Origin of the sequence: Ensifer sp. ENS03, from assembly GCF_014852035.1 — a bacterium.
Lineage (GTDB): Bacteria > Pseudomonadota > Alphaproteobacteria > Rhizobiales > Rhizobiaceae > Ensifer > Ensifer adhaerens.
On the sequence record NZ_JACVAV010000001.1, the window covers coordinates 1,252,458 to 1,275,973 of the forward strand.

Here is a 23,516-nt window from a genome sequence, read left to right on the forward strand (position 1 = left end):
GGAATTTCGTGTAACTCTTCGCGGCATCTGTCACAATCGAAATCTCAGACGACTTTGAAATAACCCGTCATGCCGGTCTTCTGGTGCTCGATGATATGGCAATGCACGACCCAATCGCCCGGATTGTCCGCCACAAGCGCCACTTCCGCCTGTTCATCGGGCAAAAGCAGGATCGTATCGGTCGGCGGCGGCAGGAACGTCCGCTTGTTGGAATTGAGAATGCGGAAGCTCAGGCCGTGCAGATGGATAGGGTGCGCATGCGGCGTCCGGTTGGCGACCTCCAGCACATAGCTCTTGCCGAGCTTCATCTCCTCGATCGGCGCGATCGGATCGGGCGTGTCGCCCGGCCACGGAACCTTGTTGATCGCCCAGAAGGTGTAGCCAAGCGAACCGCAGATCGAAGGCGTCGCCTTGTGCTCGGCCGTCGCCGTCAGTTCGAGCGGCACGCGGGTGGCGGTGGAGAGGTCGGCTTCCGCGATCGGGTTGGCAGGCAGGGGGCCGACACCCCGAAGGTCGCGCTTGAGCGACGCTCCGGCTGACCGGAAGCGCGCGATCGTCCAGGGATGCGATCCACGCAGGTTGCCGAGCGCAACCGTCTGACCCTCGCCGTCGGGCATGCGCACGACAAGATCGACGCGCTGGCCGGGCCCAAAATCGTAGCGATCAAGTGCAAAGGGCTTGTCGACCGGATTGCCGTCGAGCGCGATGACCTTCGCCTCAGCGCCCTCAAGGCCGATCGTATAGATGCGGGTGACGTCGGTTGCGGCGATGCGCACGCGCACCAGGCCGCCGGCCGGTGCGTCGTAAGTTGGCTCCTGCTGCCAGTTGGCGGTGCGCACCGTGCCGTAAGTGCCGCCGCGGGCCGCATCCCGCGGCTTGAATGCGTCGATGAACGCGCCGCCGGTGCCGAGCCGCCAATCGCGCAGGTTGAGCACGATCTCGGCATCGAACGTCGGATCGTCCGGGTTTTCGACGACGATCATGCCGGTCAGGCCGGCACCCATCTGGGTCAGCGTGTTGCAATGTGGATGATACCAGAAGGTGCCGGCATCCGGCGGGGTGAACACATAGTCGAAACGGTCGCCCGGATAGACATAGGGCTGCGTCAGTTCCGGCACGCCATCCATGGCGTTGGCAATGCGCAGTCCGTGCCAATGTACCGTCGTCGGCTCGTCCAGCCGGTTGAAGAGGCGGGCCGCATAGGGCTCGCCCTTGCGCATGCGCAGGACGGGCGGCATGCCGCTGCTTGGAGCCTCACCCAAGCCGTAGGTCATGACCTTGGGCGTAAGCCCATCCTTGGCGATCTGGGTTTCGGCAAGCTGTGCCATCAGGATCTGCGGATCGGGTGCGGCGCCGGCGCGCGCCGCCATGCCGGCGCCGAGCGCGAAGGCGCCTCCGAGAGCAGCGGAGCCTTGGAGGAAGGTGCGGCGGCTGATGACGGGCATTTCGGCAATCTCGGCTGCTGTTTGAGGTGCCCCGGTTCTAAACCTGATTATTGTGTTCAGCAATTATCCGGATCGCGCGCATCTTGCCGCAGGTCAGCGATCCTTGCGCTTGTGGTTGTTGCCGGCGGCGAGCTTGTTGAAAAAGGACGAGGTGCGCAGGAGATTGCGGAACGGCAAGGCGCGCTCCCCGGCGGGCACCGGCCCGCGCGCCGTCATGCGCTGCAGGGTGTAGAGCATGAACAGGAAGAGGATCGCTGCCGTGTAGATGAACAGCGCCTGCGGCCCGAAGATCTCGAGCAGGAAGGAGGCAAACAGCGGCCCGATGATCGCGCCCAGCGACCAGAAGAACAGCATGCCGGCGGAGACGAGCGCATGCTGCCCCTCGGCCGCGTGGTCGTTCGCATGGGCCGAACAGAGCGAATAGAGCGGCATGGCAAAGGCGCCGAACAGGAAGATACCGGCAAAGTTCAGCCATTCGTCGTTGCCGGCGCCGAAGGCGAGAAACAAGCCTGCGAGCAGCGAGCCGAAGGTGGCGATCAGGATGATCAGGCGGCGGTCGAACCGATCGGAATAGTGGCCGAGCGGATACTGCAGCACGACGCCGCCGATGATGCCGGCGCTCATGAAGGTGGCGATTGCCGTCACCGACAGGCCGATGCCCTGCGCATAGATCGGCCCGAGCGAGCGGAAGGCGGCGTTGGTCAGACCGACGACGATGCAGCCGACGGTCGCAAGCGGCGAGATGTTCCAGAGCGCTTTGACGTCGAAGCGGATCGCCTCCGGGGCCACAGGGCTCGAGCGGTCGGCAAAGGAGATCGGCACCAGCGACAGCGTCAGCGCCATGGAGATGATGGCAAAAAGCTCGAAGCCGCCAAGCCCGATGCCAGGAATGACATATTGTGCGGCCGTGACCGAGCCGAGGTCGACGAGGCGATAGACCGAAAGCGTGCGGGCCCGGTTTTTATTGGTGACGCTGGCATTGAGCCAGCTCTCGACTGTCGCAAACAGGCAGGCGAAACAGATGCCGGCAAGAAGCCGCATCAGGAACCACATCAGCGGATTGATGACGAGCACCATCGAGATGGCTGCGGCCGAAGCGATCGCCGCCATCGCCGAGAAGGTGCGGATGTGACCGATCGAGCGCAGGATGCGGGTGACGTAGACGCAGCCAAGCGCGAAGCCGATATTGTAGCCGGCGCCGATAACGCCGATCAGCGATGTCGAGAAACCTTCTTCGAGTGCACGCAGCGAGATGAAAGTGCCCTGCAGGCCGTTGCCGCCGATGAGGATGCCTGCGGTGACGAGGAGGGGGATAAGCGGGCGAATCTGGGACATGGGGCAGGCGACATCCGGGCAGGCGGCCACGACTCGGGTGGGATCACTATCGGGCCTTGCTCATGTGTAGCCCCGCATTCTGCCGCCGGACAGTCCCGAATTGTGACGATTGCCGTTCTTTTCGCGGCATTTCGGCCGCCTTCTGTCACAAGCGGTCTTGGACTGGCTCTTGCCTTCGTTTACAACGCACCTCCATCGGGGGCGGCAGCGGGCGCTGCAGCTTGACAAAGGCTGCGCATCATGCGCTTTTCCGCCCGATTTTGACCATGTTGCCGCGCGCTGTGTCCCACGAGCTTGCGCGGCTCTTTGCAATTCCGGGATAAGACGATGCACCGTTACCGCAGCCACACCTGTGCCGCCCTCCGCAAGTCGGACGTCGGTTCCACCGTTCGCCTTTCGGGCTGGGTCCACCGCGTCCGCGACCATGGCGGCCTGCTCTTCATCGACCTGCGCGACCACTACGGCATCACCCAGGTCGTTGCCGATCCCGACAGCCCCGCCTTCAAGGCGGCCGAGACCGTTCGCGGCGAATGGGTCGTGCGCATTGACGGCCTCGTCAAGGCGCGCATGGACGACACCGTCAACAAGGGCATGCCAACCGGCGAAATCGAACTCTATGCGCAGGAGATCGAGGTTCTCTCGGCCGCCAAGGAACTGCCGTTGCCGGTCTTCGGCGAGCCGGACTATCCGGAAGACGTGCGCCTGAAGTACCGCTTCCTCGACCTGCGTCGCGACACGCTGCACAAGAACATCGTCAAGCGCACCCAGATCATCTCGTCGATGCGCCGCCACATGGGCGACGTCGGTTTCACCGAATACACGACCCCGATCCTGACGGCCTCGTCGCCGGAAGGCGCGCGCGACTTCCTCGTGCCTTCGCGCATTCATCCCGGCAGCTTCTATGCCCTGCCGCAGGCGCCGCAGCAGTACAAGCAGTTGCTGATGGTCGCCGGCTTCGACCGCTACTTCCAGATCGCCCCGTGCTTCCGCGACGAAGACCCGCGCGCCGACCGCCTGCCGGGCGAGTTCTACCAGCTCGACCTGGAAATGAGCTTCGTCGAGCAGGAAGACGTCTGGTCGACGATGGAACCGGTGATCCGCGACATCTTCGTGGAGTTTGCCGACGGCAAGCCGGTGACGGAAAAGTTCCCGCGCATTCCTTACGACACGGCGATCCGCAAATACGGCTCCGACAAGCCGGACCTGCGCAACCCGATCGAGATGCAGGCGGTTACCGAACACTTCGCCGGTTCCGGCTTCAAGGTCTTCGCGAACATGATCGCGTCTAACCCGAAGGTCGAAGTCTGGGCGATCCCGGCCAAGACCGGTGGCTCGCGCGCCTTCTGCGACCGCATGAACGCCTGGGCGCAGAGCCAGGGTCAGCCCGGCCTCGGCTACATCTTCTGGCGCAAGGAGGGCGAAAAGCTCGAAGGCGCCGGCCCGCTCGCCAAGAACATCGGCGAAGAGCGCACGGATGCGATCCGCACCCAGCTCGGCCTCGACGACGGCGACGCCTGCTTCTTCGTCGCCGGTGACCCCGCCAAGTTCTACAAGTTTGCTGGCGAAGCCCGCACCCGCGCCGGCGAGGAACTGAACCTCGTCGACCGCGACCGCTACGAATTCTGCTGGATCGTCGACTTCCCGTTCTACGAATGGCTGGAAGACGAAAAGAAGATCGACTTCGCCCACAACCCCTTCTCGATGCCGCAGGGTGGTCTGGAAGCGCTGAACGGCGAAGATCCGCTGTCGATCAAGGCCTACCAGTACGACATGGTCTGCAACGGCTTCGAAATCGCCTCGGGCTCGATCCGTAACCAGCTTCCGGAAGTCATGGTCAAGGCGTTCGAGCTGACCGGCAAGTCGCAGCAGGAAGTCGAAGATCAGTTCGGCGGCCTCTACCGCGCCTTCCAGTACGGTGCACCGCCGCATGGCGGCATGGCATTCGGCATCGACCGTATCGTCATGCTGCTCGTCGGCGCCAAGAACCTGCGCGAGATTTCGATCTTCCCGATGAACCAGCAGGCCGTCGACCTCCTGATGGGCGCACCGTCCGAAGCGACGCCGGCCCAGTTGCGCGAACTGGCGATCCGCCCGATTCCGCAGAAGAAGGACTGAGGTCGAACGGGCCTGACCCCAAAAGGAAAGCCCGGCGATCGTCTCGTCGGGCTTTTTCTTTGTCTGCGCCATGTCTGTTCAGTGCCTGCCGTAGACGGCGTCGCGAACCTCGCGGGTGAACGGACCCCACATGCCCTCGAAGGTCGTGTTCGTCATGGCGACGACGGTGATCTTCTCGACGGGATCTACGAACCAGTTGTGACCGTAGGCGCCGCCCCATTGGATCGTGCCCTTCGATTGCGGCGTGGCGCCAGCCTTGGGATCGACGAGCACGGCCCAGCCATAGCCGAAGCCCCAGCCCGGACCCTGCGTCTGAGCTTCGGGCCCGGTCTGGTCCTGCATCATCGTTTTCACCGTCTCTACTGACAGGATGGGGCTGCCGCCCTTGCGGATGGCTTCGAGGAAGGTCAGCATATCCTTGGCCGTCCCGGCCATGCCGGCCCCACCTGAGGGGAATTGCTGGGCGTCGAGGATGCGGTCCGGCGAGAACGTCAGCTTGCCTTCGCCGATTGGTGCCGCCGGCGAAACCTTCTGGCGGCTCGGCTACGAGGGCGCGTCGATCGCCGATCTCACCGCCGCCATGGGGATCACACCGCAAAGCCTCTGTGCCGCCTTCACTTCGAAGGCGGACCTCTATCGCGAGGCGCTCGAACAATATCGACGCGAGGAGGGGGCGGCGGCCGGCCGCAATCTTGCTGGCGGAGGGCACGTGGTTGAGGTGATCGGCAAATTGCTGCGCGCCTCGGCCCATGAATTTACCCGCCCCGGCCGACCGAGGGGCTGCATGATCTCAACCGCGGTGCTGACCTGCGCCGTCGAAAATCAGGCAATCGCAAATCACGTCTCGGCCCTGCGCACTGAGCGCTGGCCTTGCTGGAGGCGCGCTTCCGGCAGGGCATAGCGGACGGAGAACTACGTGCGGATACCGAGGCCGGCGGCCTCGCGCGCTTCGTCGGCGCCATTCTCCAGGGCATGACCGTCCAGGCGCAGGACGGTGCCGGCGAAGCGGACCTCTTGCCGATCGCTGAACTTGCGATCGCCGAGGTCGGGCGCCACCGGCAGCCGTCCGGCTAGGCGACCGACCGCCTGGCGCGGGTCAGAAATCCATGCCCGGGCCGGGCGGTGGCGTGGGTACGTTCTTCTTCGGTTTTTCGGCGACCATCGCTTCGGTGGTCACAAGCAGGCCGGCGACCGACGCCGCATCCTGCAGCGCCGCCCGCACGACTTTCGCCGGATCGATGACGCCCATGCGGTAGAGATCGCCATATTCACCGGTCTGCGCGTTCCAACCCTGGGCGAAGTCGCTCATCTCCCGAAGTTTGCCGACGATGACCGAGCCTTCGGCGCCGGCGTTTTCGGCGATCTGGCGCACCGGCGCCTCCAGCGCCCGCCGGACGATCTCGACGCCGACGCGTTGGTCGTCATTTTCGGGCTTGAGCCCATCGAGCGCGTGGACGACGCGGAGCAGCGCGACGCCGCCGCCAGGCAGAATGCCTTCCTCCACCGCGGCCCGCGTCGCATGCAGCGCATCGTCGACCCGGTCCTTCTTTTCCTTCACTTCCACTTCCGTCGAGCCGCCCACCCGGATCACCGCGACGCCGCCGGCAAGCTTGGCCAGCCGTTCCTGCAGCTTCTCGCGATCGTAGTCGGAGGTCGTTTCCTCGATCTGCGCCTTGATCTGGCCGACACGCCCGTCGATGTCCGCCTTGGTGCCGGCGCCATCGACGATGGTGGTGTCTTCCTTCTCGACCATCACCCGCTTGGCCCGCCCGAGATTGGCGAGCGTCACGGTTTCAAGCTTGATGCCGAGATCTTCGGAGATGACGGTCCCGCCCGTCAGGATGGCGATGTCCTCGAGCATCGCCTTGCGCCGGTCGCCGAAGCCCGGCGCCTTGACGGCGGCGATCTTCAGCCCGCCGCGCAGCTTGTTGACGACCAGCGTCGCCAGCGCTTCGCCTTCCACATCCTCGGCGATGATCAACAGCGGCCGGCTTGCCTGGATCACTGCTTCGAGAATCGGGATCATCGCCTGCAGGTTGGAAAGCTTCTTTTCGTGAATGAGGATGTAGGGGTCTTCGAATTCAACCCGCATCTTCTCCTGGTCGGTGACGAAATAGGGGGAGAGATAGCCGCGGTCGAATTGCATGCCTTCGACGATCTCCAGCTCGATTTCGGCCGTCTTCGCCTCCTCGACCGTAATCACGCCTTCGTTGCCGACACGCTCCATGGCCTTTGCCAGATAGCTTCCGATTTCGGCGTCGCCGTTGGCCGAGATCGTGCCGACCTGCGCGATCTCCTCATTGTTGGAAATCTTGCGCGCGTGGGTCTTCAGTTTCGCGACGATCGCATCGACGGCGAGATCGATGCCGCGTTTCAGATCCATCGGGTTCATGCCGGACGCGATCGCCTTGACGCCCTCCTTGACGATGGCCTGTGCGAGCACGGTGGCCGTCGTTGTGCCGTCGCCGGCCACGTCGCTGGTGCGCGACGCGACCTCCCGCAGCATCTGCGCGCCCATGTTCTCGAACTTGTCGTCGAGCTCGATTTCCTTGGCGACCGACACGCCGTCCTTGGTGATGCGCGGCGCGCCGAAGGCGCGTTCGATGACGACGTTGCGTCCCTTCGGGCCGAGCGTGACCTTGACCGCATCGGCGAGAATGTCGACGCCGCGCAACATCCGATCGCGGGCATCGCTACTGAACCTGACTTCCTTGGCAGCCATTGTGGACCTCCCTCAACACGAACATATGGCCTCACGCACCCAGCCGCCCGGAAGGCGGCTTGCAATCGGACGTACCGGCAACCGGCTTTCGCGACTACAGTCCCAAATTCCGCTCTTCTTCGTTGTCCGGGGTCAAGATATCGATCAGCGCCGCAACGCGGCCGGCCGGCAGATGGCGGCCTTCCCCGATCAGCGCTTCATCGTTGTTGACCCAGGCGATCGCCTCCGCAAGCTCGCCGGCCGTCGCGCCGGTCGCAAGCAGTTCGGCCATCAGCGTCTCGTCAACCGGGCCAAGGATGGCTGTAATGTCCGCCTGCTTCAGTCCCATGGGTTTCTCCTTCCGTTTTATCGGTCAGGAACAGGGATTTCGGTCCTTGGCGGAATAAATAGGCCAGACCCGGCCGGCATCAAGCGCCGATCGCAAAGCCGCGACGTGCAGGCGTTAAAAAAGGCGCGAGTAAGCTCACTGCGGCCGTAGCGCGTTATCGAGGAAATACCATTGGTCGAGATGGGCGCGGACGACCGGCTCGATCGTGTCGTTCAGCAACTGCATGTCATCCAGCAGCCGGGCATTGGGGCGCTCTTCCGCCGGCAAACGTATCGGCGGCAAGGCCGTGCATTCGAAGCGGAAGTCGTCGGTGCGAAGGCCGTACCAGGGGCAGATCGTAGCGCCCGTCATGCGCGCCAGCCGTATGGCGATGGCGATGTTGCCTTCCTGATGCGGCCGGCGGCCGAAGAACGGCCCGCGGATCATGCCGCCGAACCCCTCGTCGCAGAAGATGCTGACAACGCCGCCGCCTTTCAGAACCTTCAGTGCCGGCCGGATCCCGTCCATTCCCGGAGGCAGAAACTGCAAGCCAGCCTTGCTGCGCACCCGACCGGCGATCCACGCCTTGGCCCGGCCCTTGGGCGGCACATAGAAGGCATGCGGCTGGAGGCCGAGCTTGCGGAATGCGATCGTGCCCACTTCCCAGTTGCCGAGATGCAGGCCGACGAGAATGACTGGGCCGCGGTTTGCCGCCTCACGGATGGGTGCAAGGCCCTCGGTCTTCAGCCGCTCCGGCCGCTGCTGCAATCGGTTGACGACGGAGAACTCCGTCATCAACCGTCCCTGAGCGCGACAGTTTTCGAGAAACAGTGCCTCGCGTTGCGGGGCGTCAAGGTCCGGCCGCAACTGTTCGATGGTTTCACGGGCGCGGCGGGTTGCCACCTTGTGGAAGCGCGAAACCATGAAGAGACCGAGCGCCGCCCCGAGCCTGGAGCAGGCGTCCATCGGCAGAAGCTTCATGCCGAAATGGGCGGCGATGTTGGCGACGTTCCAAATGTTGTCGGTGATCCAATAGCGCCGGAAGGCCCGCGCCCTGTCGCCACCCGCCAGTGCATCGGCGAGCCGCGGGGCGCTTTCCTCGGCGAAGATCCAGGCCCTGCGCTTGCCGATCGGCTGCGCCGCGTGCGGATCATCCGGCGCCATGCGACGGGGCCTCTCGCTTGTGCAAGGTGACCGGCAGGCCATTCTTCGGCCTGAGGGTCAGGCGGCAGATCGGTTCGACCGCGTGGCGCTGGCTCACACGAACCCGGTAGCGCTGCGCGATGATCGCCAGGCACAGGATCGCTTCGGTCAGTCCGAAATGCAGGCCGGGGCAGACGCGCGGTCCGCTGGCAAAGGGGATGAAGCTGTAGGGCGTCGGGCGCCGGCCTTCGGTAAACCGTTCCGGATGGAAGTGGTGTGGATCCTGGAAGAGGCTTTCAGTCCGGTGAAGGAGCCACGGCACGATCAGCACAAGCGAGCCCGGCTCTGCGGCAACGTCGCCGATCATATCCGCCTCGCGGGTCTGCCGCGCCAGGATCGGAACCGGTGGATAGAGGCGAAGCGTCTCCTCGATAACTGCCCGGCACCATTCGAGCTGAGGCACGTCGTCGATCGTCGGTGTCCGGTCGCCGCAGACCCTGGCGATTTCGTCGTGAACGGCCTTCTCGACCCAGCCTGCCTTCGAAAGCAGATACCAGGTCCAGGTCAGCGTCGCCGCCGTCGTCTCGTGCCCGGCCATGAAGATGGTCGCGGCCTCGTTGCGCAAGGCGACGAGGTCGAGTTTCAGTTCCGGGTTTCGTTGCTGGCGGCGGATCAGCAGCTCGACCATCGAATTGTGGTCGCCGCGTCCGGCAAGGTGATCCTCAACAACCTTGTCGATAGTTGCGTGGATGCGCTTGACCGAACGACGCAGGCTCGGCGTGCGCAGCACCGGCAGGCCGTCGTCAAAGCCGAGGAAGTAACCGATGTTGATGGAATCGACCAGCGACTGGTAGCTGGTGAAGCCCTCGGTCACCGCCGCCGCGCTACCGTCGCCGAGCTGGTTGCCGAAGACGCTGCGCGCGATGATTTCGGCGGTCAGCCCCGCCATTTCGTGCAACGCGTTGACCTCGGCGCCATCGGGCATGCGGTTCCAGCGCTCGACCAGTTCGCTGGTCGTATTTTCCATGACGGGCCCGAAAGAGGGGACCCGCTTGGCGTGGACGATGTCCGCCACCAGCGGCCGGCGTTGCTTCCAGGTGTCCCCGTCCGAAATAAACAGCCCGTCGCCCAGCAGGAATTCGAGTGCCCGGCGCATCTGCGGGCTCTTGCGCTCGAAGTTTTCATGACGCTTGACGACGACCTGCCGGATCAGGTCGGGCGAGTTGACGACGATGATCTGCCGCCCAAGGATCCGGGTCTGCGAGATCGTTTCAGTATAGTCGCTCGCCCGCCAGATCGACAGGAAATCCGTTCGCGCCTGGAGCAGCAGCCGCAACGGCTTACCGGGCGGGCCCGTATAGTAGTCAGCTCGGACAGGGGCGAATTTCCCCTCCAACAATTCTTCAGTGAAATTTACAGACTGCTGGAGCCAGGCGAGCATTTACGTCCGATCTGCCGTAACGTGGAGACGATATTCGGGCATGTATTTGTATATTTGCACAAAGTCCGAGACGTCCTCTTCGAGGCTTAAATGCTCTCAAGTTCGTTGGAAGTCGGATTCTGAATTGCCTGAGGGTGGCATGCACGATTTCGATGAAAAACGCTATCGCCTTACGGTGAAAATTTCTTGGTGCAAGCAATAGCTCACCGGGAAGAAAAGAGCCCCGCAGCCGATGCGTGCTCCACAAGGGCTTGCAACGTGATCCGACTATGCGGTTCGCAAGTAAGGGCGATGCTTGTTCTTTCACGGGAGGGCGGCGGCGCAGTTTTCGGCCGGCGAAGTCCGTCGAGTGAATGCCGTGGGCCACATGGGAGGCCGGTGCGGCGCCATCAAACCTTGCGCGCCTGTCTCGGCGCGCAAGGCTGGTCGTCATGTCGGCTTCTCCCGGGCTCGGCTGAGGCCGGGAGAGACCTGAACGATTAGTCGTTCGCCGTTACCTTGACGCCGAGCACCGACGGGATGGTGTTCGGCGCGCCCATGGCGGCACCCATGATCATCGGGAACGGAACCGGCTTTTCCGGTGCCGCGCTGATCGTCAGGCTCTTCGGGCCATCGAGATAGGCGTTGACGGCAGCCGACACCTGGTTCTGCAGTTCCGGCACGTTGAGCTGCGCCATCATGATCGGCACCAGGCCCTTCAGCGACTGTGCCATCTGCTCACCGGTCACGCCCTGCTGCGAGCCGGCATAGTCGAGCGCCTTCTTGGTGATCGAGGCGTCGTCGAAGCGGATTTCGGCGCTGTTGAAGGTCAGCTGCTGCATGAGGCCCATCATGGCGAGACCCATGGCCTGGTTGGCCTCTTCCTTGTTCGGATTGGCTTCGGCAGCCTTCATCGCTTCCTGCATCGATTTGACGAAGGCAAGCGTGTAGCCGGAGATGTCGAGAGCGAAGTTCAGCCGGCCGACATTCTTGAAGTCGAGCGCATATTCTTCGAGCGCGACATTGCCGCTTTCGACTTCCCAGCTGCCCTTCATGGTCAGGGCGCCGTCGATGGTGGTGAGGCCGAGCTTTTCGATCGCCTCCTTGGTCTTGGCGTCCTCGACCGACGACAGGTCGGCCTTGATGCCGGAAGCGGTCGCGTCGAAGTCGAAGCCGGCGTCATTTTCCTGGCGCGCGAGGTTGGCTTCGGTGCTTTCGAGCGAGAAGACTTCCTTGCCCTTGGAGCTGACGGCGATCGGGCCGGTGCTGGCGCTTTCATAGAGAATGATGTCGTTGATCGTTCCGCCGGTCGCATTGGCCGGGATCGTCAGGCCGGAGAGCAGGATGTCCTTGACGGAAATGGCGCCTTCGTCCTGGCTGACATTGACGTCGGGGAACGAAACGGTTTCGGCGTAATAGCCGCCGCCTTCGGTCTCCTCGACGCCCTCAAAGGTCAGGTCCCCGATATTCAGGTCCACAGCGTCGCCCGGCTGGCTCGCGACCTTCAGCTTCACGCCGGTCACCGTCACCTTGTCGCCGTCGACTTCGGCCTTGTCATAGGTGATCGAGGTGCCGTTCGCGTTCGTCGCTGCGTCGAGCTTCTTCATCAAATCGGCGCCATCGAGCGCGAAGGCCGGGCCGGTCAGCGTGAGAAGCGCGGCGCTCGCCATCATCAGGCGGATCTTGCGCGTGTGCATCATTTCGAGTTCCTTCGTGAAAATGTTTGATTGTGTAGCTGTTTAAGAAGATAAGGCGTCGCTGATCTGGTTCCCTTGGCGAGGGCGTCAACTGTAGGCACATGGCAGCATTCGTCTTTGTCGGCGGCGCGCTGCCGCCAGTTCCGTCTGCCAATGCGCGTCCTGCGATCCCCCTTGCAAATCGTCCAAATCAACTCCAGCCGAAGCTATTACGAAACAGGGCGAAATTATATTCGCTTGGGCGAACCGCACATGTTCCTGCTCGGGCATGCTTTCCGGGACGTTACCTGGCGGCAGCCTCCGACGCATAGCGGCGCGACCGTTGCACGAACATTGCGCCGGGGCAAGCGGATCGGTGCGAGAGCCGGTTATTTGGGGCGAGGTGGTTCTCCACAAGCGCAAGCCCTGAAAACCTTGCCGTTCCGGGTTTGTTGCGCTAGCAAGAACCTATGGGACAAAGCCTCAATCCCCCGTCAGGCGGGGACGATCACATTCAGCCGGTTGACCTCAAGGCGGCGCTGGAAGAGCGTTACCTCGCCTATGCCTTGTCGACCATCATGCACCGCGCGCTTCCGGACGTTCGCGACGGGTTGAAGCCCGTGCATCGTCGTATCGTGCATGCGATGAGCGAGATGGGGCTGAGGCCCAACTCGTCGTTCAAGAAATGCGCGCGTATCGTCGGCGACGTGATGGGTAAGTTCCATCCGCACGGCGACGCGTCGATCTATGACGCGCTGGTGCGCCTGTCGCAGGAATTCGCGATCCGCTATCCGCTGGTCGACGGCCAGGGCAACTTCGGCAACATCGACGGCGATAACGCCGCGGCGATGCGTTACACCGAAGCGAAGATGACGGACGTCTGCTCGCTGCTCCTGGAAGGCATCGACCAGGACGCGGTGGATTTCCGCCCGACCTACAACGAGGAAGACCAGGAGCCGACCGTGCTCCCCGGCGCTTTCCCGAACCTGCTCGCAAACGGCGCGACCGGCATCGCCGTCGGCATGGCCACCTCGATCCCGCCGCACAACGCGCATGAACTCTGCGACGCGGCGCTGCATCTCATCCGCCATCCCGACGCGACCGTCGAGGATCTGCTTTACGATCCGGCCAACCCGCAAAAGGGCGGCATCGAAGGGCCCGACTTCCCGACCGGCGGCGTGATCGTCGAGGGCCGGGAAAGCATGGCCGAATCCTACCGCACCGGCCGTGGCGGTTTCCGTGTTCGTGCCCGCTGGGCGCAGGAAGACCTTGGGCGCGGCGGCTACCAGATCGTCGTCACCGAAATCCCCTATCAGGTGCAGAAGTCCCGCCTGATCGAAAAGATTGCCGAGCTCCTGGTCGCCCGCAAACTGCCGCTGCTCGAAGACATCCGCGACGAATCGGCCGAAGACATCCGCATCGTCCTCGTGCCGAAGACCCGTTCGGTTGATGCCGGCATCCTGATGGAATCGCTGTTCAAGCTGACCGAGCTCGAAAGCCGCATCCCACTCAACATGAACGTGCTGTCGCTCGGACGCGTGCCGCGCGTCATGGCGCTGAACGAAGTGCTGTCGGAATGGCTGGCGCATCGCCGCGAAGTGCTGCAGCGCCGATCGCGCCACCGGCTGGCCGCGATCGACCGCCGGCTCGAAATCCTCGGCGGCTACCTCGTCGCCTATCTGAACATCGACGAAGTCATTCGCATCATCCGCGAAGAGGATGAGCCGAAGACGGTGATGATGGAGCGGTTCTCGCTCACCGATCTCCAGGCCGAGTCGATCCTCAACATGCGCCTGCGCTCCTTGCGCAAGCTCGAGGAATTCGAGATCCGCACCGAGTTCGATGCGCTCTCGAAGGAGAAGGCCGAGATCGAGGCGTTGCTCGCCTCCGACGAAAAGCAATGGCAGACCGTCGCCTGGGAAATCGGCGAAGTCAAAAAGAAGTTTGCCAAGGCGACCGAGATCGGCAAGCGCCGCAGCACCTTTGCCGATGCGCCGGACGCCGACGTAGAAGCGATCCAGCAGGCGATGATCGAGAAGGAACCGATCACCGTCGTCATCTCGGAGAAGGGCTGGATCCGCGCGCTGAAGGGCCACATCTCCGACACGTCGTCGCTCCAGTTCAAGGAGGGTGACGCGCTGAAGGTGGCGTTCCCGGCGCAGACGACCGACAAGATCCTCGTCTTCACGACAGGCGGCAAGGTCTACACGCTCGGCGGCGACAAGCTGCCCGGCGGTCGCGGCCATGGCGAGCCGCTGCGCATCATCGTCGACATGGAGACCGACCAGGACGTCCTGACGGCCTTCGTTCATGACCCGGCGCGCAAGCTCATCGTCGCCTCGGTTGCCGGCAACGGCTTCGTCGTCACCGAAAGCGATATCGTCGCCAATACCCGCAAGGGCAAGCAGGTGATGAACGTCTCGGCCAGCGACGAAGCGAAGCTGGTCGTTCCGGTCAAGGGCGATCACGTGGCCGTCGTAGGCGAAAACCGCAAGCTGGTCGTCTTCCCGCTCGTCCAGATCCCCGAGATGGCGCGCGGCAAGGGCGTGCGGCTGCAGCGTTACAAGGATGGCGGCATCTCCGACATTCGCTGCTTCACGATCGCCGACGGTCTCGTCTGGGAAGACAGCGCCGGCCGGGTCTTTACCAAGACCAAGGACGAACTGATCGAATGGCAGGGCGACCGCGCTTCTGCCGGCCGCGTCGTTCCGAAGGGCTTCCCGCGCAGCGGCAAGTTCAGCGGCTGACCGGGATAAGGAGAGCCATGCGGTCGAGAGGTCGCGTGGCTCCTGTTTCGTTTTGGCGCAGTTTGGCGCGATCTCTTAAATCATTGGAAATCCAAATGAAACGCAGGCGCAACTGGCGCTTGTAAGCCGGAAGGCTATAATGGATCACTGCGCGTCCAACAGGGATGACAGCGATGCCGAATGCCACAGCCCTTGACGACGTCCTGCTGGCCCTTGCCCACCCGGTCCGCCGCCGGGTGTTCGAGATCCTTTTTGCCGGTGAGGCGCGCGTCGCCGATATTGCCGTAGCCGTCGCGGCAACCCGCGAAGAGCTGGAGACGCACATCGCGCTCCTGGAGGCTGCAGGCCTCGTCACCCGCCTCAAACGGCGCGACGGCGACGCCTTGATCGGCAATCCGGCGCCGTTGAGCGTCGCGGCCACCTGGATCAACACCAACCGCGAACTGTGGGTCATGCGCGTAGAGATGCCCGGCGTCCGCCCGGCTTCGCTGGGACAGCCGCAGGAGCCGCTGCCGGTGCGCGATCGGGGCGTCGACCACAAGCAGCGTCGTCCGCGGCCCAGCGGTCAGCGCGACGACAAGTCTTGAACAGCGTTACTCGGCGCAGGCAACGGCCGCTCTCAGCGACCGGCTGCGCAACTGCCAAAGCGAATGGCCGATCAGCGCGAAGACGAGAATCGAGCCACCGATCAGCGTCTGCGTTGTCGGCGTTTCAGCGAAGACCATCCAGACCCAGATCGGCGCGAGAATAGTCTCTAGCAGATAGAACATGCCCACTTCCGGGGCTGAGAGATAACGCGGCCCGGTCGCAAGGCAGAAGAAGGCGAGCGGGATCATCACCAGGCCGTTGAAGAGGATGTAGCCGGGGGCGGCGATCGTGAAGCCGCCGGCCGGCAGCATCAGGAGAGCGACGGCCGCCGGGAAGATCGCCGTCACCAGTGGCACCAGCGCCATGTCGCGCTTGCTCGCACGGCTGATCGTAATCGCGCTTGCCAGCAGAAAGGCGGAGGATGCCGCCATGGCGTCGCCGAAGAGGTGACCGCTTTCCAGTCCGTCCTGGACGATCAGCCCGACGCCGAGCACCATGACCAGCATGGTCACGAGCGTCGCGTTCGATGGTCTCTCCTTCAGAAAGATCCAGGAGAGGATGGCGGCAAACATCGAGGTGAAGGCGAGGATGAAGACCACATTCGCCGTCGAGGTGTTGAAGACGGCGAGCAGGAACGTGCAGGAATTGATTCCGTAGAAGACGCCGACCAAAAGGCCGGTCTTGCCCGGCAGCAGCGAAATCTTCCGGCCGAGCACCCGGTTGAGTACGAACCAGGCGCCGAGCGCGATCACGAAAGTCGACAGGCTGCGCACGGCGAGCAGCGACCAGACGTCGCCGCCGGCGGATCGGATGAGCGGAATGTCGAAGGAGAGGGCAAGGCCGCCGAGGCCGGTGATGGCAAGGCCGCGCCGGTGCATCGCGGCATCGGAAGATGAACTCAATTTCTAACCCGTTTTCGTAGGAGCGGCTTCCAGGGTGGTGTCTCCGCCTTCATAGCGCTCCCAGCCACGGGCCATGAGGTGCTCTTGCGGCAAAAACTTTGTTTTATACCCCATCTTGCGCGAGCCTTTCACCCAGTAGCCGAGATAGACGTGGGGAAGGCCGCGCTCCCGGGCGCGGCGAATGTGATCGAGAATCATGAAGGTGCCGAGCGACCGCTCTTCCTGCGTCGGGTCGAAGAAGGAGTAGACCATCGACAGTCCGTCGCCCATGCGGTCGGTGAGCGCCGCAGCGATCAGCGGCCCGCGTGCCTTCTCGCTGACGCCGTCGCCTTCCACCCTCAGGCGATACTCGATGATCTTGGTGTGCACATGGGTGTCCTCGACCATCATCGCATAGTCGAGCACCGACATGTCCGACATGCCGCCCTTCTGGTGGCGTCGGTCGAGGTATCGGCGGAAGAGGTTGTACTGTTCGCTCGACGGCTCGGCCGGATATTCCGCCGAGATCACGTCGTGATTGGCGGCAAGCACCCGGCGCATGGAACGGGTGGGCTTGAACTCGTTGGCGAGGATGCGCACCGAAATACAGGCGCGGCAGGTCTCGCAAGCCGGGCGATAGGCGATGTTCTGCGAGCGTCGGAAGCCGCCTTGCGTCAGGAGATCATTGAGCTCGGGCGCGCGCTCGCCCACCATGTGGGTGAAAACCTTCCGCTCCATCTCGTTCGGCAGATAAGGGCAGGCTGCCGGCGCAGTCAGATAAAATTGCGGAGACGGTGCGGTCTGTGTGTTCATCGAGTGCGGAGGTCACTCTTCGCGCTGTGGTTCATGACAGTAGCATGGCGCAAGAATGGAAAACGTCAACTCACTCGTTTGCCGCTTCCGCCTGCGCCGGCCGATATTTTAGTGGTGACCACAATAGGTGGCGGCGGTGAGGCGGAAAACACCGCCTTACGCTTTCAGCTCTATGCCTGCGCCGGTTTCAATACATGTCGCGGCGCACCGTGACGGTACCGATCAGCAGGTCGTGCAGCAGGCGGCTGCGGTCGGTGAAAAGGCCGATCAGCAGGATCAGCGGCGTCAGCAGCGCGTTGGCGATCCAGAAGATGACGAGGTGGACGATCGCCGTCAGGAAGTCCATCGGGCGTCCATCAGTTCGAGCGATCGCCAGGCCCATCAAGCGCATACCGGGAGAGGCCTGTTCGCGGCCACCGACCGTCAGGCCGAAATAGAGCATGGCGACGATTGCAAAGAGCGCCGGATAAAGCATGAAGCCGAGGCCGAGCGTCAAGATGCCGAGGAAGAAGACGACGACCGCCGCGGGGATCCAGAGGAGCGCGATGATCGCGTAATCGAGCAGAAAGGCAAAGACGCGTCGCGACAGCACGCCCTGATAGGCGCGCCAGTCATTGCTCGGCAGCCTCAGTTCTTCGTTGTGCATGGTCATCGGTCAAAAGCCTCGTTTGGTTACAGCAAGGATATGGGATGGCATTCCCTGCAAAACAAGGATCGGAGCCGGGATCAAGCGGTGCGTTTCAGCGGCCCTTGGCGAGAATGCGGGCCACTTCGACCGCGAAGTAGCTGAGGATGCCGTCGCAGCCGGCGCGCTTGAAGGCGAGCAGCGTTTCGAGCATCACCTTCTCGCCATCGATCCAGCCGTTGGCAGCCGCCGCCTTCACCTGCGAATACTCGCCGGACACCTGGTAGGCAAAGACCGGCAGGCCGAAGGCTTCCTTCATCCGCCAGCAGATGTCGAGATAGGGAAGGCCTGGCTTCACCATCAGCATGTCGGCGCCTTCCTCGACGTCGAGGGCTGCGTCGCGGATCGCTTCGGTGCCGTTGGCCGGGTCGATGTAATAGGTCTTCTTGTCGCCCTTCAAAAGGCCGCCGGTGCCGATCGCCTCGCGATAGGGACCGTAGAAGCCGGAGGCGAACTTCGTCGCGTAGGACATGATGCCGACATTCTGGTGGCCGTGAGCGTCGAGCGCCTGGCGGATGGCGCCGATGCGTCCGTCCATCATGTCGGAGGGGGCGATGATATCGGAGCCGGCGTCCGCCTGGGCGACGGCCGCCCTTGCGATCGTCTCGACCGTCTCGTCGTTGACGATCTCGCCATTGCGCAGGATGCCGTCATGGCCGTGGCTGGTGAAGGGGTCGAGCGCGACGTCGGTGATGATGCCGATCTCAGGCACGGCTTTCTTGAAGGCGCGCGTCGCCTGGTTGATCAGGTTGTCGGCGGCAAGACTGTTGGAGCCGGTATCGTCGCGCAGCGACAGGTCGATGTTGGGGAAGGTGGCGATCGCCGGGATGCCGAGATCGGCCGCTTCCTTCACCGCTTCGACCGCCTTGTCGATGCTCATGCGGTTGACGCCCGGCATCGCGTCGATCGGCTGGATGATGTTCTCGCCCGGCACGATGAAGATCGGCCAGATCAGGTCGTCGACGGTCAGGCGGTTCTCCTGCACCAGCCGGCGCGTCCAGTCGGCCTTGCGGTTGCGGCGCATGCGGCGATGGCCGGTGACCCTGTCCACAAGATTTGTCCTGTCGTTCATCGCGCCGCGCCTTTCCCGTGAAAATCGTCGATAGCCAAGCGCTTTATCATGGGCTGGCCGCCATTGGGAACCGCGCGGCCGGCGAACGGGCTGCGGCATTTCTTCTCTTTAAGAGGAGCCATGGGGGAGGGGACGGCGCGATGCCGCTGGCGGATGGCAAAGACCCGCCCTATCTTGCCGGCCATGCTTCATGATTCTGCCCATGTGCCGAAACCGTCGCTGACCGAGATCCTCTTCGGTCTGTTTCTGCGTCTGGTCTCCGCTTCATGCATCTGGTTCGCGCTGAACTACTGGGCCATGCTGATCGGGTTTTCCCATGGCGGCGCCGGACGCTTCGATCTCCTGACGCCGGAGTGGCGGGCGGCCGCAACCGCACTTGCAGTCATCTATCCGGTCGCCGCCCTCGGCCTGTGGCTGCTGGTCTCCTGGGGGCCGGTCGTCTGGGTGGTTGCGGCAGCCATCGAGATCGTGATGTACGAGTTCTATCCGGCCGGTTTCGGCGGCCGTCCGCTGCTGGTCATGCTGCATGCGGCGGTTGCCGTTACCTTTGTTCTTTTCCGCGCGGCGATCTTCTACCAGCGCTGGCGGCTCGCCAGGCAGGTAAGGGTTGATTCACCCTGAGACAGGGTCGCCAAATGGCAAGCTCTTGTTAAGGCTGCGGTTTAAGTAGAATTTTAGACGTATTCGATAGGGTCTCACTCAAGGCGGGAAGACAAACAGACACCGCCAAACAAAACAGTGAGGCAGTCAAATGAACACCAAGATGAAGCCGCAGGCAGTTCAGCCCCGAGACCCCCAGGAAGAAACCATCCGCGGTCTCTATATGGAATCCCTTCACCTCGTCGAGCGTCTGCACCGCCGCCTGCTCGACGTCATCAAGGACGAGTTCGACCGCGAAGGTCGCAGCGACGTCAACGCCGTTCAGGCCCTGTTGCTCTTCAACATCGGCAACTCGGAACTGACCGCCGGCGAACTTCGCTCCCGCGGCTACTACCTCGGCTCGAACGTCTCCTACAACGTCAAGAAGCTCGTCGATCTCGGCCTGATCAACCACCAGCGCTCCCGCGTCGACCGCCGCTCGGTCCGCATCAGCCTGACGGAAGACGGCCAGGAAATCGCCGAAACCGTTGCCAAACTCTACGAGCGCCACGTCGGCTCGATCCAGAAGGTCGGCGGCATCGGCTCGGACGAGTTCACCCAGATGAACAAGCTCTTGCAGCGCCTCGATCGCTTCTGGAACGACTCGATCATGTATCGCCTGTAATCAGGCCAAAACCTCCAGTTCAAGGGTCGGGCGCAATCCCTGCGTGTCCGACCTTTGCCATTTGCGGCACCCCGTTCTGTTGCCGAAAAGCTGCACCGCTGCGGCACGCTTTCCTCGCGTTCGCGTGATTTTTCAAACCAAAAACATTAGTAAATCAGAATGTTGCCGTTTCCGGTTCGGCTGCAACCCAGTCGCGTCCAGCGAAAAGCAAAAGGCATGCCATGTCGCCGTTCGCTCGCGCCGAGACACGAATTGGCCATATTGCTATGACAGCGACGACGGCATGCGGTAGGTGCGCCCACGTGTTTTCTTGCGTGTGGATTCGTTTCGCGTTTCGCCTGCCGGATGAGGGTCCTCACTCGCGGCATCGTGAAGACATGTGAGGGCAGGGTGGCTCGTTGGTTGACCTTTGTTAACCACGATCGTGTTAGGGCTCCGGCAACGTGCGTGTCAGCGCATAGGGCGCGTGCCGACGCATTGGGATGGTAGGATTATGTCGAAAAAGAATGGAATTGATGCATTCTCGCGCCGCGCCTTCTTGCGCTCGGCAGCGACCTTCGGCGCCGTGGCAGTCGCCGGCGCGGCAAGCGCACAGGACGCCCTGAACGAGATCATCAATTCGCCTCGCCGCGGCTCCTGGGACGACCAGTTCGACGCGAAAGGGGCATCGCGAACCGCGACGACGGTCGTTTCGAACACGCCGGTTTTCGGCCCGGAAACGATCGCCCATGTGCAGCAAGCGATCTTCGACTATCAGAACATCGTGTCCCAGGGCGGCTGGCCGTCGGTCCAGACCAGCGTCAAGCTTGAACTCGGCGTCACCGATCCGTCCGTGCAGCAGCTCCGCCAGCGCCTGATGGTTTCCGGCGACCTGCCGCGTTCGGCCGGCATCTCCTCGTCCTTCGACAGCTACGTCGAAGGCGCGGTCAAGCGCTTCCAGGCCCGCCACGGCCTGCCGGCGGACGGCGTCATCGGCGAATACACGCTGAAGGCGATCAATGTCGACGCCAACACCCGCCTCGGCCAGCTCCAGACCAACCTCGTGCGCCTGCAGTCGATGTCGGGCGACCTCGGCCGCCGCTACGTGATGGTCAACATCCCTGCGGCCTACATCGAAGCGGTCGAGAACGGCCGCGTGGCGCTGCGCCACACGGCGATCGTCGGCAAGATCGACCGCCAGTCGCCGATCCTGAACTCGAAGATTTACGAGGTCATCCTCAACCCCTACTGGACCGCGCCGCGCTCGATCATCCAGAAGGATATCATGCCGCTGATGCGTAAGGATCCGACCTATCTGGCGCGCAACTCGATCCGCCTGTTTGATGGCAGCGGCGGCGAAGTGTCGCCGGAAACCGTCGACTGGAACGCCGAGAAGGCACCGAACCTGATGTTCCGCCAGGACCCGGGCAAGATCAACGCGATGTCGTCGACGAAGATCAACTTCCACAACGAGCATCAGGTCTACATGCACGACACGCCGCAGCAGGGCCTGTTCAACAAGCTGATGCGCTTCGAATCGTCGGGCTGCGTGCGCGTACAGAACGTGCGCGACCTTTCGACCTGGCTTCTGAAGGAAACGCCCGGCTGGTCGCGCCAGCAGATCGAGGCGACCATCAAGACCGGCGTCAACACGCCGATCACGCTCGCCGAGGAAGTCCCTGTTTTCTTCACCTACATCACCGCCTGGTCTGCCAAGGACGGCGTCGTGCAGTTCCGCGACGATATCTATCAGCGCGACGGTGCCACCGAACTGGCGCTGCAGACCCCCTATGGCGTCGAGCAGTCGCCCGGCTCGGTCGACCAGGACGCCTTGCCGCAATAAGCGAATTTGCGACACGGAATTCTTCGAGCCGCGCTTCCCTTGGGAGCGCGGCTTTTTCATGGGTTGAGCGCCGCGATATTTCGGCGCGGCAGATGGGGGAAATGACGCAAACCGCACAGCGGATATTGCTCTCGCCGTGCGAGGAAGCTAAAGAACTGCCACCCTTGAGAGGAGCCTCGCGCCGATGACTGCACAGACGAATGACGCCTTCTTCACCCGCTCTCTGGCCGACAGCGATCCGGACATCTTCGGTGCGATCGAAAAGGAGCTGGGTCGCCAGCGCCACGAGATCGAGCTGATCGCCTCCGAGAACATCGTTTCCCGCGCCGTGCTCGAAGCCCAGGGCTCGATCATGACCAACAAATATGCCGAGGGCTACCCGGGCAAGCGCTACTACGGCGGCTGCCAGTTCGTCGACATCGCCGAGGAGTTGGCGATCGAGCGCGCCAAGAAGCTCTTCGGCGTCAACTTCGCCAACGTTCAGCCGAACTCCGGTTCGCAGATGAACCAGGCCGTGTTCCTGGCGCTCCTGCAGCCGGGTGACACCTTCATGGGCCTCGACCTCAACTCGGGCGGCCACCTGACGCACGGTTCGCCGGTCAACATGTCCGGCAAGTGGTTCAACGTCGTCTCTTACGGCGTGCGTGAAGACGATCACCTGCTCGACATGGACAACGTCGCCGAGCAGGCGCGCAAGCACAAGCCGAAGCTGATCATCGCCGGCGGCACCGCTTACTCGCGCATCTGGGACTGGAAGCGCTTCCGCGAGATCGCAGACGAAGTCGGCGCCTGGCTGATGGTCGACATGGCGCACATCGCCGGTCTCGTTGCCGGTGGCCAGCATCCGTCGCCGTTCCCGCATTGCCACGTTGCAACGACGACGACGCACAAGTCGCTCCGCGGCCCGCGCGGCGGCATGATTCTGACCAACGACGAAGATATCGCCAAGAAGATCAACTCGGCCGTCTTCCCGGGTCTCCAGGGCGGTCCGCTGATGCACGTCATCGCCGCCAAGGCCGTGGCACTCGGCGAAGCGCTGCAGCCGTCGTTCAAGGACTATGCGGCTCAGGTCGTCAAGAACGCCCGCACGCTCGCCGAAACGCTAAAGGCCAATGGCCTCGACATCGTATCGGGCGGCACGGACAACCACCTGATGCTCGTCGACCTGCGCAAGAAGAACGCAACCGGCAAGCGCGCGGAAGCCGCCCTTGGCCGTGCCTTCATCACCTGCAACAAGAACGGCATTCCTTTCGATCCTGAAAAGCCCTTCGTCACCTCGGGTGTCCGTCTCGGCACGCCGGCCGGCACGACCCGTGGCTTCAAGGAAGCCGAGTTCAAGGAAATCGGCGAGCGGATCGTCGAGGTTCTTGACGGCCTGAAGGTCGCCAACTCCGACGAGGGCAATGCCGCCGTCGAAGCCGGCGTTCGCGACAAGGTCATCAAGCTGACCGACCGCTTCCCGATGTACGGCTACATGTGAT

General features: G+C 63.1%; 19 protein-coding genes and 2 pseudogenes. 8 read left to right on the forward strand and 13 right to left on the reverse strand.

Annotated elements, in window-relative coordinates:
* Positions 1–44: 44 nt before the first annotated feature.
* Complete coding sequence (locus IB263_RS06135; RefSeq protein ID WP_192437944.1) at positions 45–1,445, reverse strand: multicopper oxidase family protein; 1,401 nt, start codon at positions 1,443–1,445, stop codon at positions 45–47.
* Between the two features lie 93 nt (positions 1,446–1,538).
* Positions 1,539–2,780, reverse strand: a complete 1,242-nt coding sequence (locus IB263_RS06140) for an MFS transporter (protein WP_089043952.1) — start codon at positions 2,778–2,780, stop codon at positions 1,539–1,541.
* A 327-nt stretch (positions 2,781–3,107) separates the two neighbouring features.
* Between IB263_RS06140 and aspS the strand changes: the two genes are divergently transcribed.
* On the forward strand, positions 3,108–4,895 hold the full coding sequence (gene aspS / locus IB263_RS06145; RefSeq protein ID WP_060580900.1) for an aspartate--tRNA ligase: 1,788 nt from the start codon (positions 3,108–3,110) through the stop codon (positions 4,893–4,895).
* Between the two features lie 78 nt (positions 4,896–4,973).
* Here the strand turns inward: aspS and IB263_RS06150 are convergent, their stop codons facing one another.
* On the reverse strand, positions 4,974–5,405 hold the full coding sequence (locus IB263_RS06150; RefSeq protein WP_371814048.1) for a serine hydrolase: 432 nt from the start codon (positions 5,403–5,405) through the stop codon (positions 4,974–4,976).
* Here IB263_RS06150 and IB263_RS34030 point away from each other — a divergent pair.
* Positions 5,368–5,969, forward strand: a pseudogene (locus IB263_RS34030) (TetR/AcrR family transcriptional regulator). The gene IB263_RS06150 and the pseudogene IB263_RS34030 overlap by 38 nt on opposite strands.
* A 22-nt stretch (positions 5,970–5,991) precedes the next feature.
* On the opposite strand, the gene groL reads toward IB263_RS34030, so the two are convergent.
* From groL to IB263_RS06180, 5 genes are all read right to left on the reverse strand, one after another.
* Positions 5,992–7,617, reverse strand: a complete 1,626-nt coding sequence (groL, locus tag IB263_RS06160) for a chaperonin GroEL (protein WP_192437948.1) — start codon at positions 7,615–7,617, stop codon at positions 5,992–5,994.
* Positions 7,618–7,711: 94 nt separating this feature from the next.
* On the reverse strand, positions 7,712–7,945 hold the full coding sequence (locus IB263_RS06165; RefSeq protein WP_034803790.1) for a hypothetical protein: 234 nt from the start codon (positions 7,943–7,945) through the stop codon (positions 7,712–7,714).
* 135 nt (positions 7,946–8,080) lie between these two features.
* Positions 8,081–9,088: a lysophospholipid acyltransferase family protein gene (locus IB263_RS06170; protein WP_192437950.1), complete on the reverse strand. Its 1,008-nt coding sequence runs from the start codon at positions 9,086–9,088 to the stop codon at positions 8,081–8,083.
* Complete coding sequence (locus tag IB263_RS06175; protein ID WP_226020675.1) at positions 9,075–10,403, reverse strand: cytochrome P450; 1,329 nt, start codon at positions 10,401–10,403, stop codon at positions 9,075–9,077. The genes IB263_RS06170 and IB263_RS06175 overlap by 14 nt, the downstream gene beginning before the upstream one ends.
* A gap of 584 nt (positions 10,404–10,987) precedes the next feature.
* On the reverse strand, positions 10,988–12,187 hold the full coding sequence (locus tag IB263_RS06180) for a hypothetical protein (RefSeq protein ID WP_034803785.1): 1,200 nt from the start codon (positions 12,185–12,187) through the stop codon (positions 10,988–10,990).
* A gap of 446 nt (positions 12,188–12,633) precedes the next feature.
* Between IB263_RS06180 and parC the strand changes: the two genes are divergently transcribed.
* The gene (parC, locus tag IB263_RS06185) at positions 12,634–14,910 is read left to right on the forward strand and encodes a DNA topoisomerase IV subunit A (RefSeq protein WP_112771269.1); all 2,277 of its coding nucleotides are present in this window, start codon (positions 12,634–12,636) and stop codon (positions 14,908–14,910) included.
* A 164-nt stretch (positions 14,911–15,074) separates the two neighbouring features.
* Positions 15,075–15,377 (forward strand): annotated as a pseudogene (locus IB263_RS06190) (transcriptional regulator); the annotation flags it as partial.
* A gap of 126 nt (positions 15,378–15,503) precedes the next feature.
* On the opposite strand, the gene IB263_RS06195 reads toward IB263_RS06190, so the two are convergent.
* The 5 genes from IB263_RS06195 to IB263_RS06215 form a co-directional block, all read right to left on the reverse strand.
* Positions 15,504–16,400 (reverse strand): DMT family transporter, encoded by an 897-nt coding sequence (locus IB263_RS06195; RefSeq protein ID WP_060522160.1) that lies wholly within the window; start codon positions 16,398–16,400, stop codon positions 15,504–15,506.
* 3 nt (positions 16,401–16,403) lie between these two features.
* The gene (locus IB263_RS06200; protein ID WP_034803779.1) at positions 16,404–17,192 is read right to left on the reverse strand and encodes an arginyltransferase; all 789 of its coding nucleotides are present in this window, start codon (positions 17,190–17,192) and stop codon (positions 16,404–16,406) included.
* Positions 17,193–17,379: 187 nt separating this feature from the next.
* Entirely contained in the window at positions 17,380–17,844 is a 465-nt protein-coding gene (locus IB263_RS06205; protein WP_034803777.1) for an RDD family protein, read from the reverse strand.
* Between the two features lie 88 nt (positions 17,845–17,932).
* Positions 17,933–18,949, reverse strand: coding sequence for a porphobilinogen synthase (hemB, locus tag IB263_RS06210; protein ID WP_090294563.1), 1,017 nt, complete (start codon positions 18,947–18,949; stop codon positions 17,933–17,935).
* The gene (locus tag IB263_RS06215) at positions 18,946–19,134 is read right to left on the reverse strand and encodes a hypothetical protein (RefSeq protein WP_060522162.1); all 189 of its coding nucleotides are present in this window, start codon (positions 19,132–19,134) and stop codon (positions 18,946–18,948) included. Before IB263_RS06215 ends, hemB begins: the two co-directional genes overlap by 4 nt.
* Between IB263_RS06215 and IB263_RS06220 the strand changes: the two genes are divergently transcribed.
* From IB263_RS06220 to glyA, 4 genes are all read left to right on the forward strand, one after another.
* Entirely contained in the window at positions 19,133–19,570 is a 438-nt protein-coding gene (locus IB263_RS06220; protein WP_112975700.1) for a DUF6163 family protein, read from the forward strand. The genes IB263_RS06215 and IB263_RS06220 overlap by 2 nt on opposite strands.
* Before the next feature lie 130 nt (positions 19,571–19,700).
* Entirely contained in the window at positions 19,701–20,213 is a 513-nt protein-coding gene (gene ldtR, locus IB263_RS06225) for a transcriptional regulator LdtR (protein ID WP_034803764.1), read from the forward strand.
* Between the two features lie 493 nt (positions 20,214–20,706).
* Complete coding sequence (locus tag IB263_RS06230; protein ID WP_034803761.1) at positions 20,707–22,035, forward strand: murein L,D-transpeptidase; 1,329 nt, start codon at positions 20,707–20,709, stop codon at positions 22,033–22,035.
* A gap of 184 nt (positions 22,036–22,219) precedes the next feature.
* Positions 22,220–23,515, forward strand: coding sequence for a serine hydroxymethyltransferase (glyA, locus tag IB263_RS06235; protein ID WP_034803759.1), 1,296 nt, complete (start codon positions 22,220–22,222; stop codon positions 23,513–23,515).
* Position 23,516 lies beyond the last annotated feature (1 nt).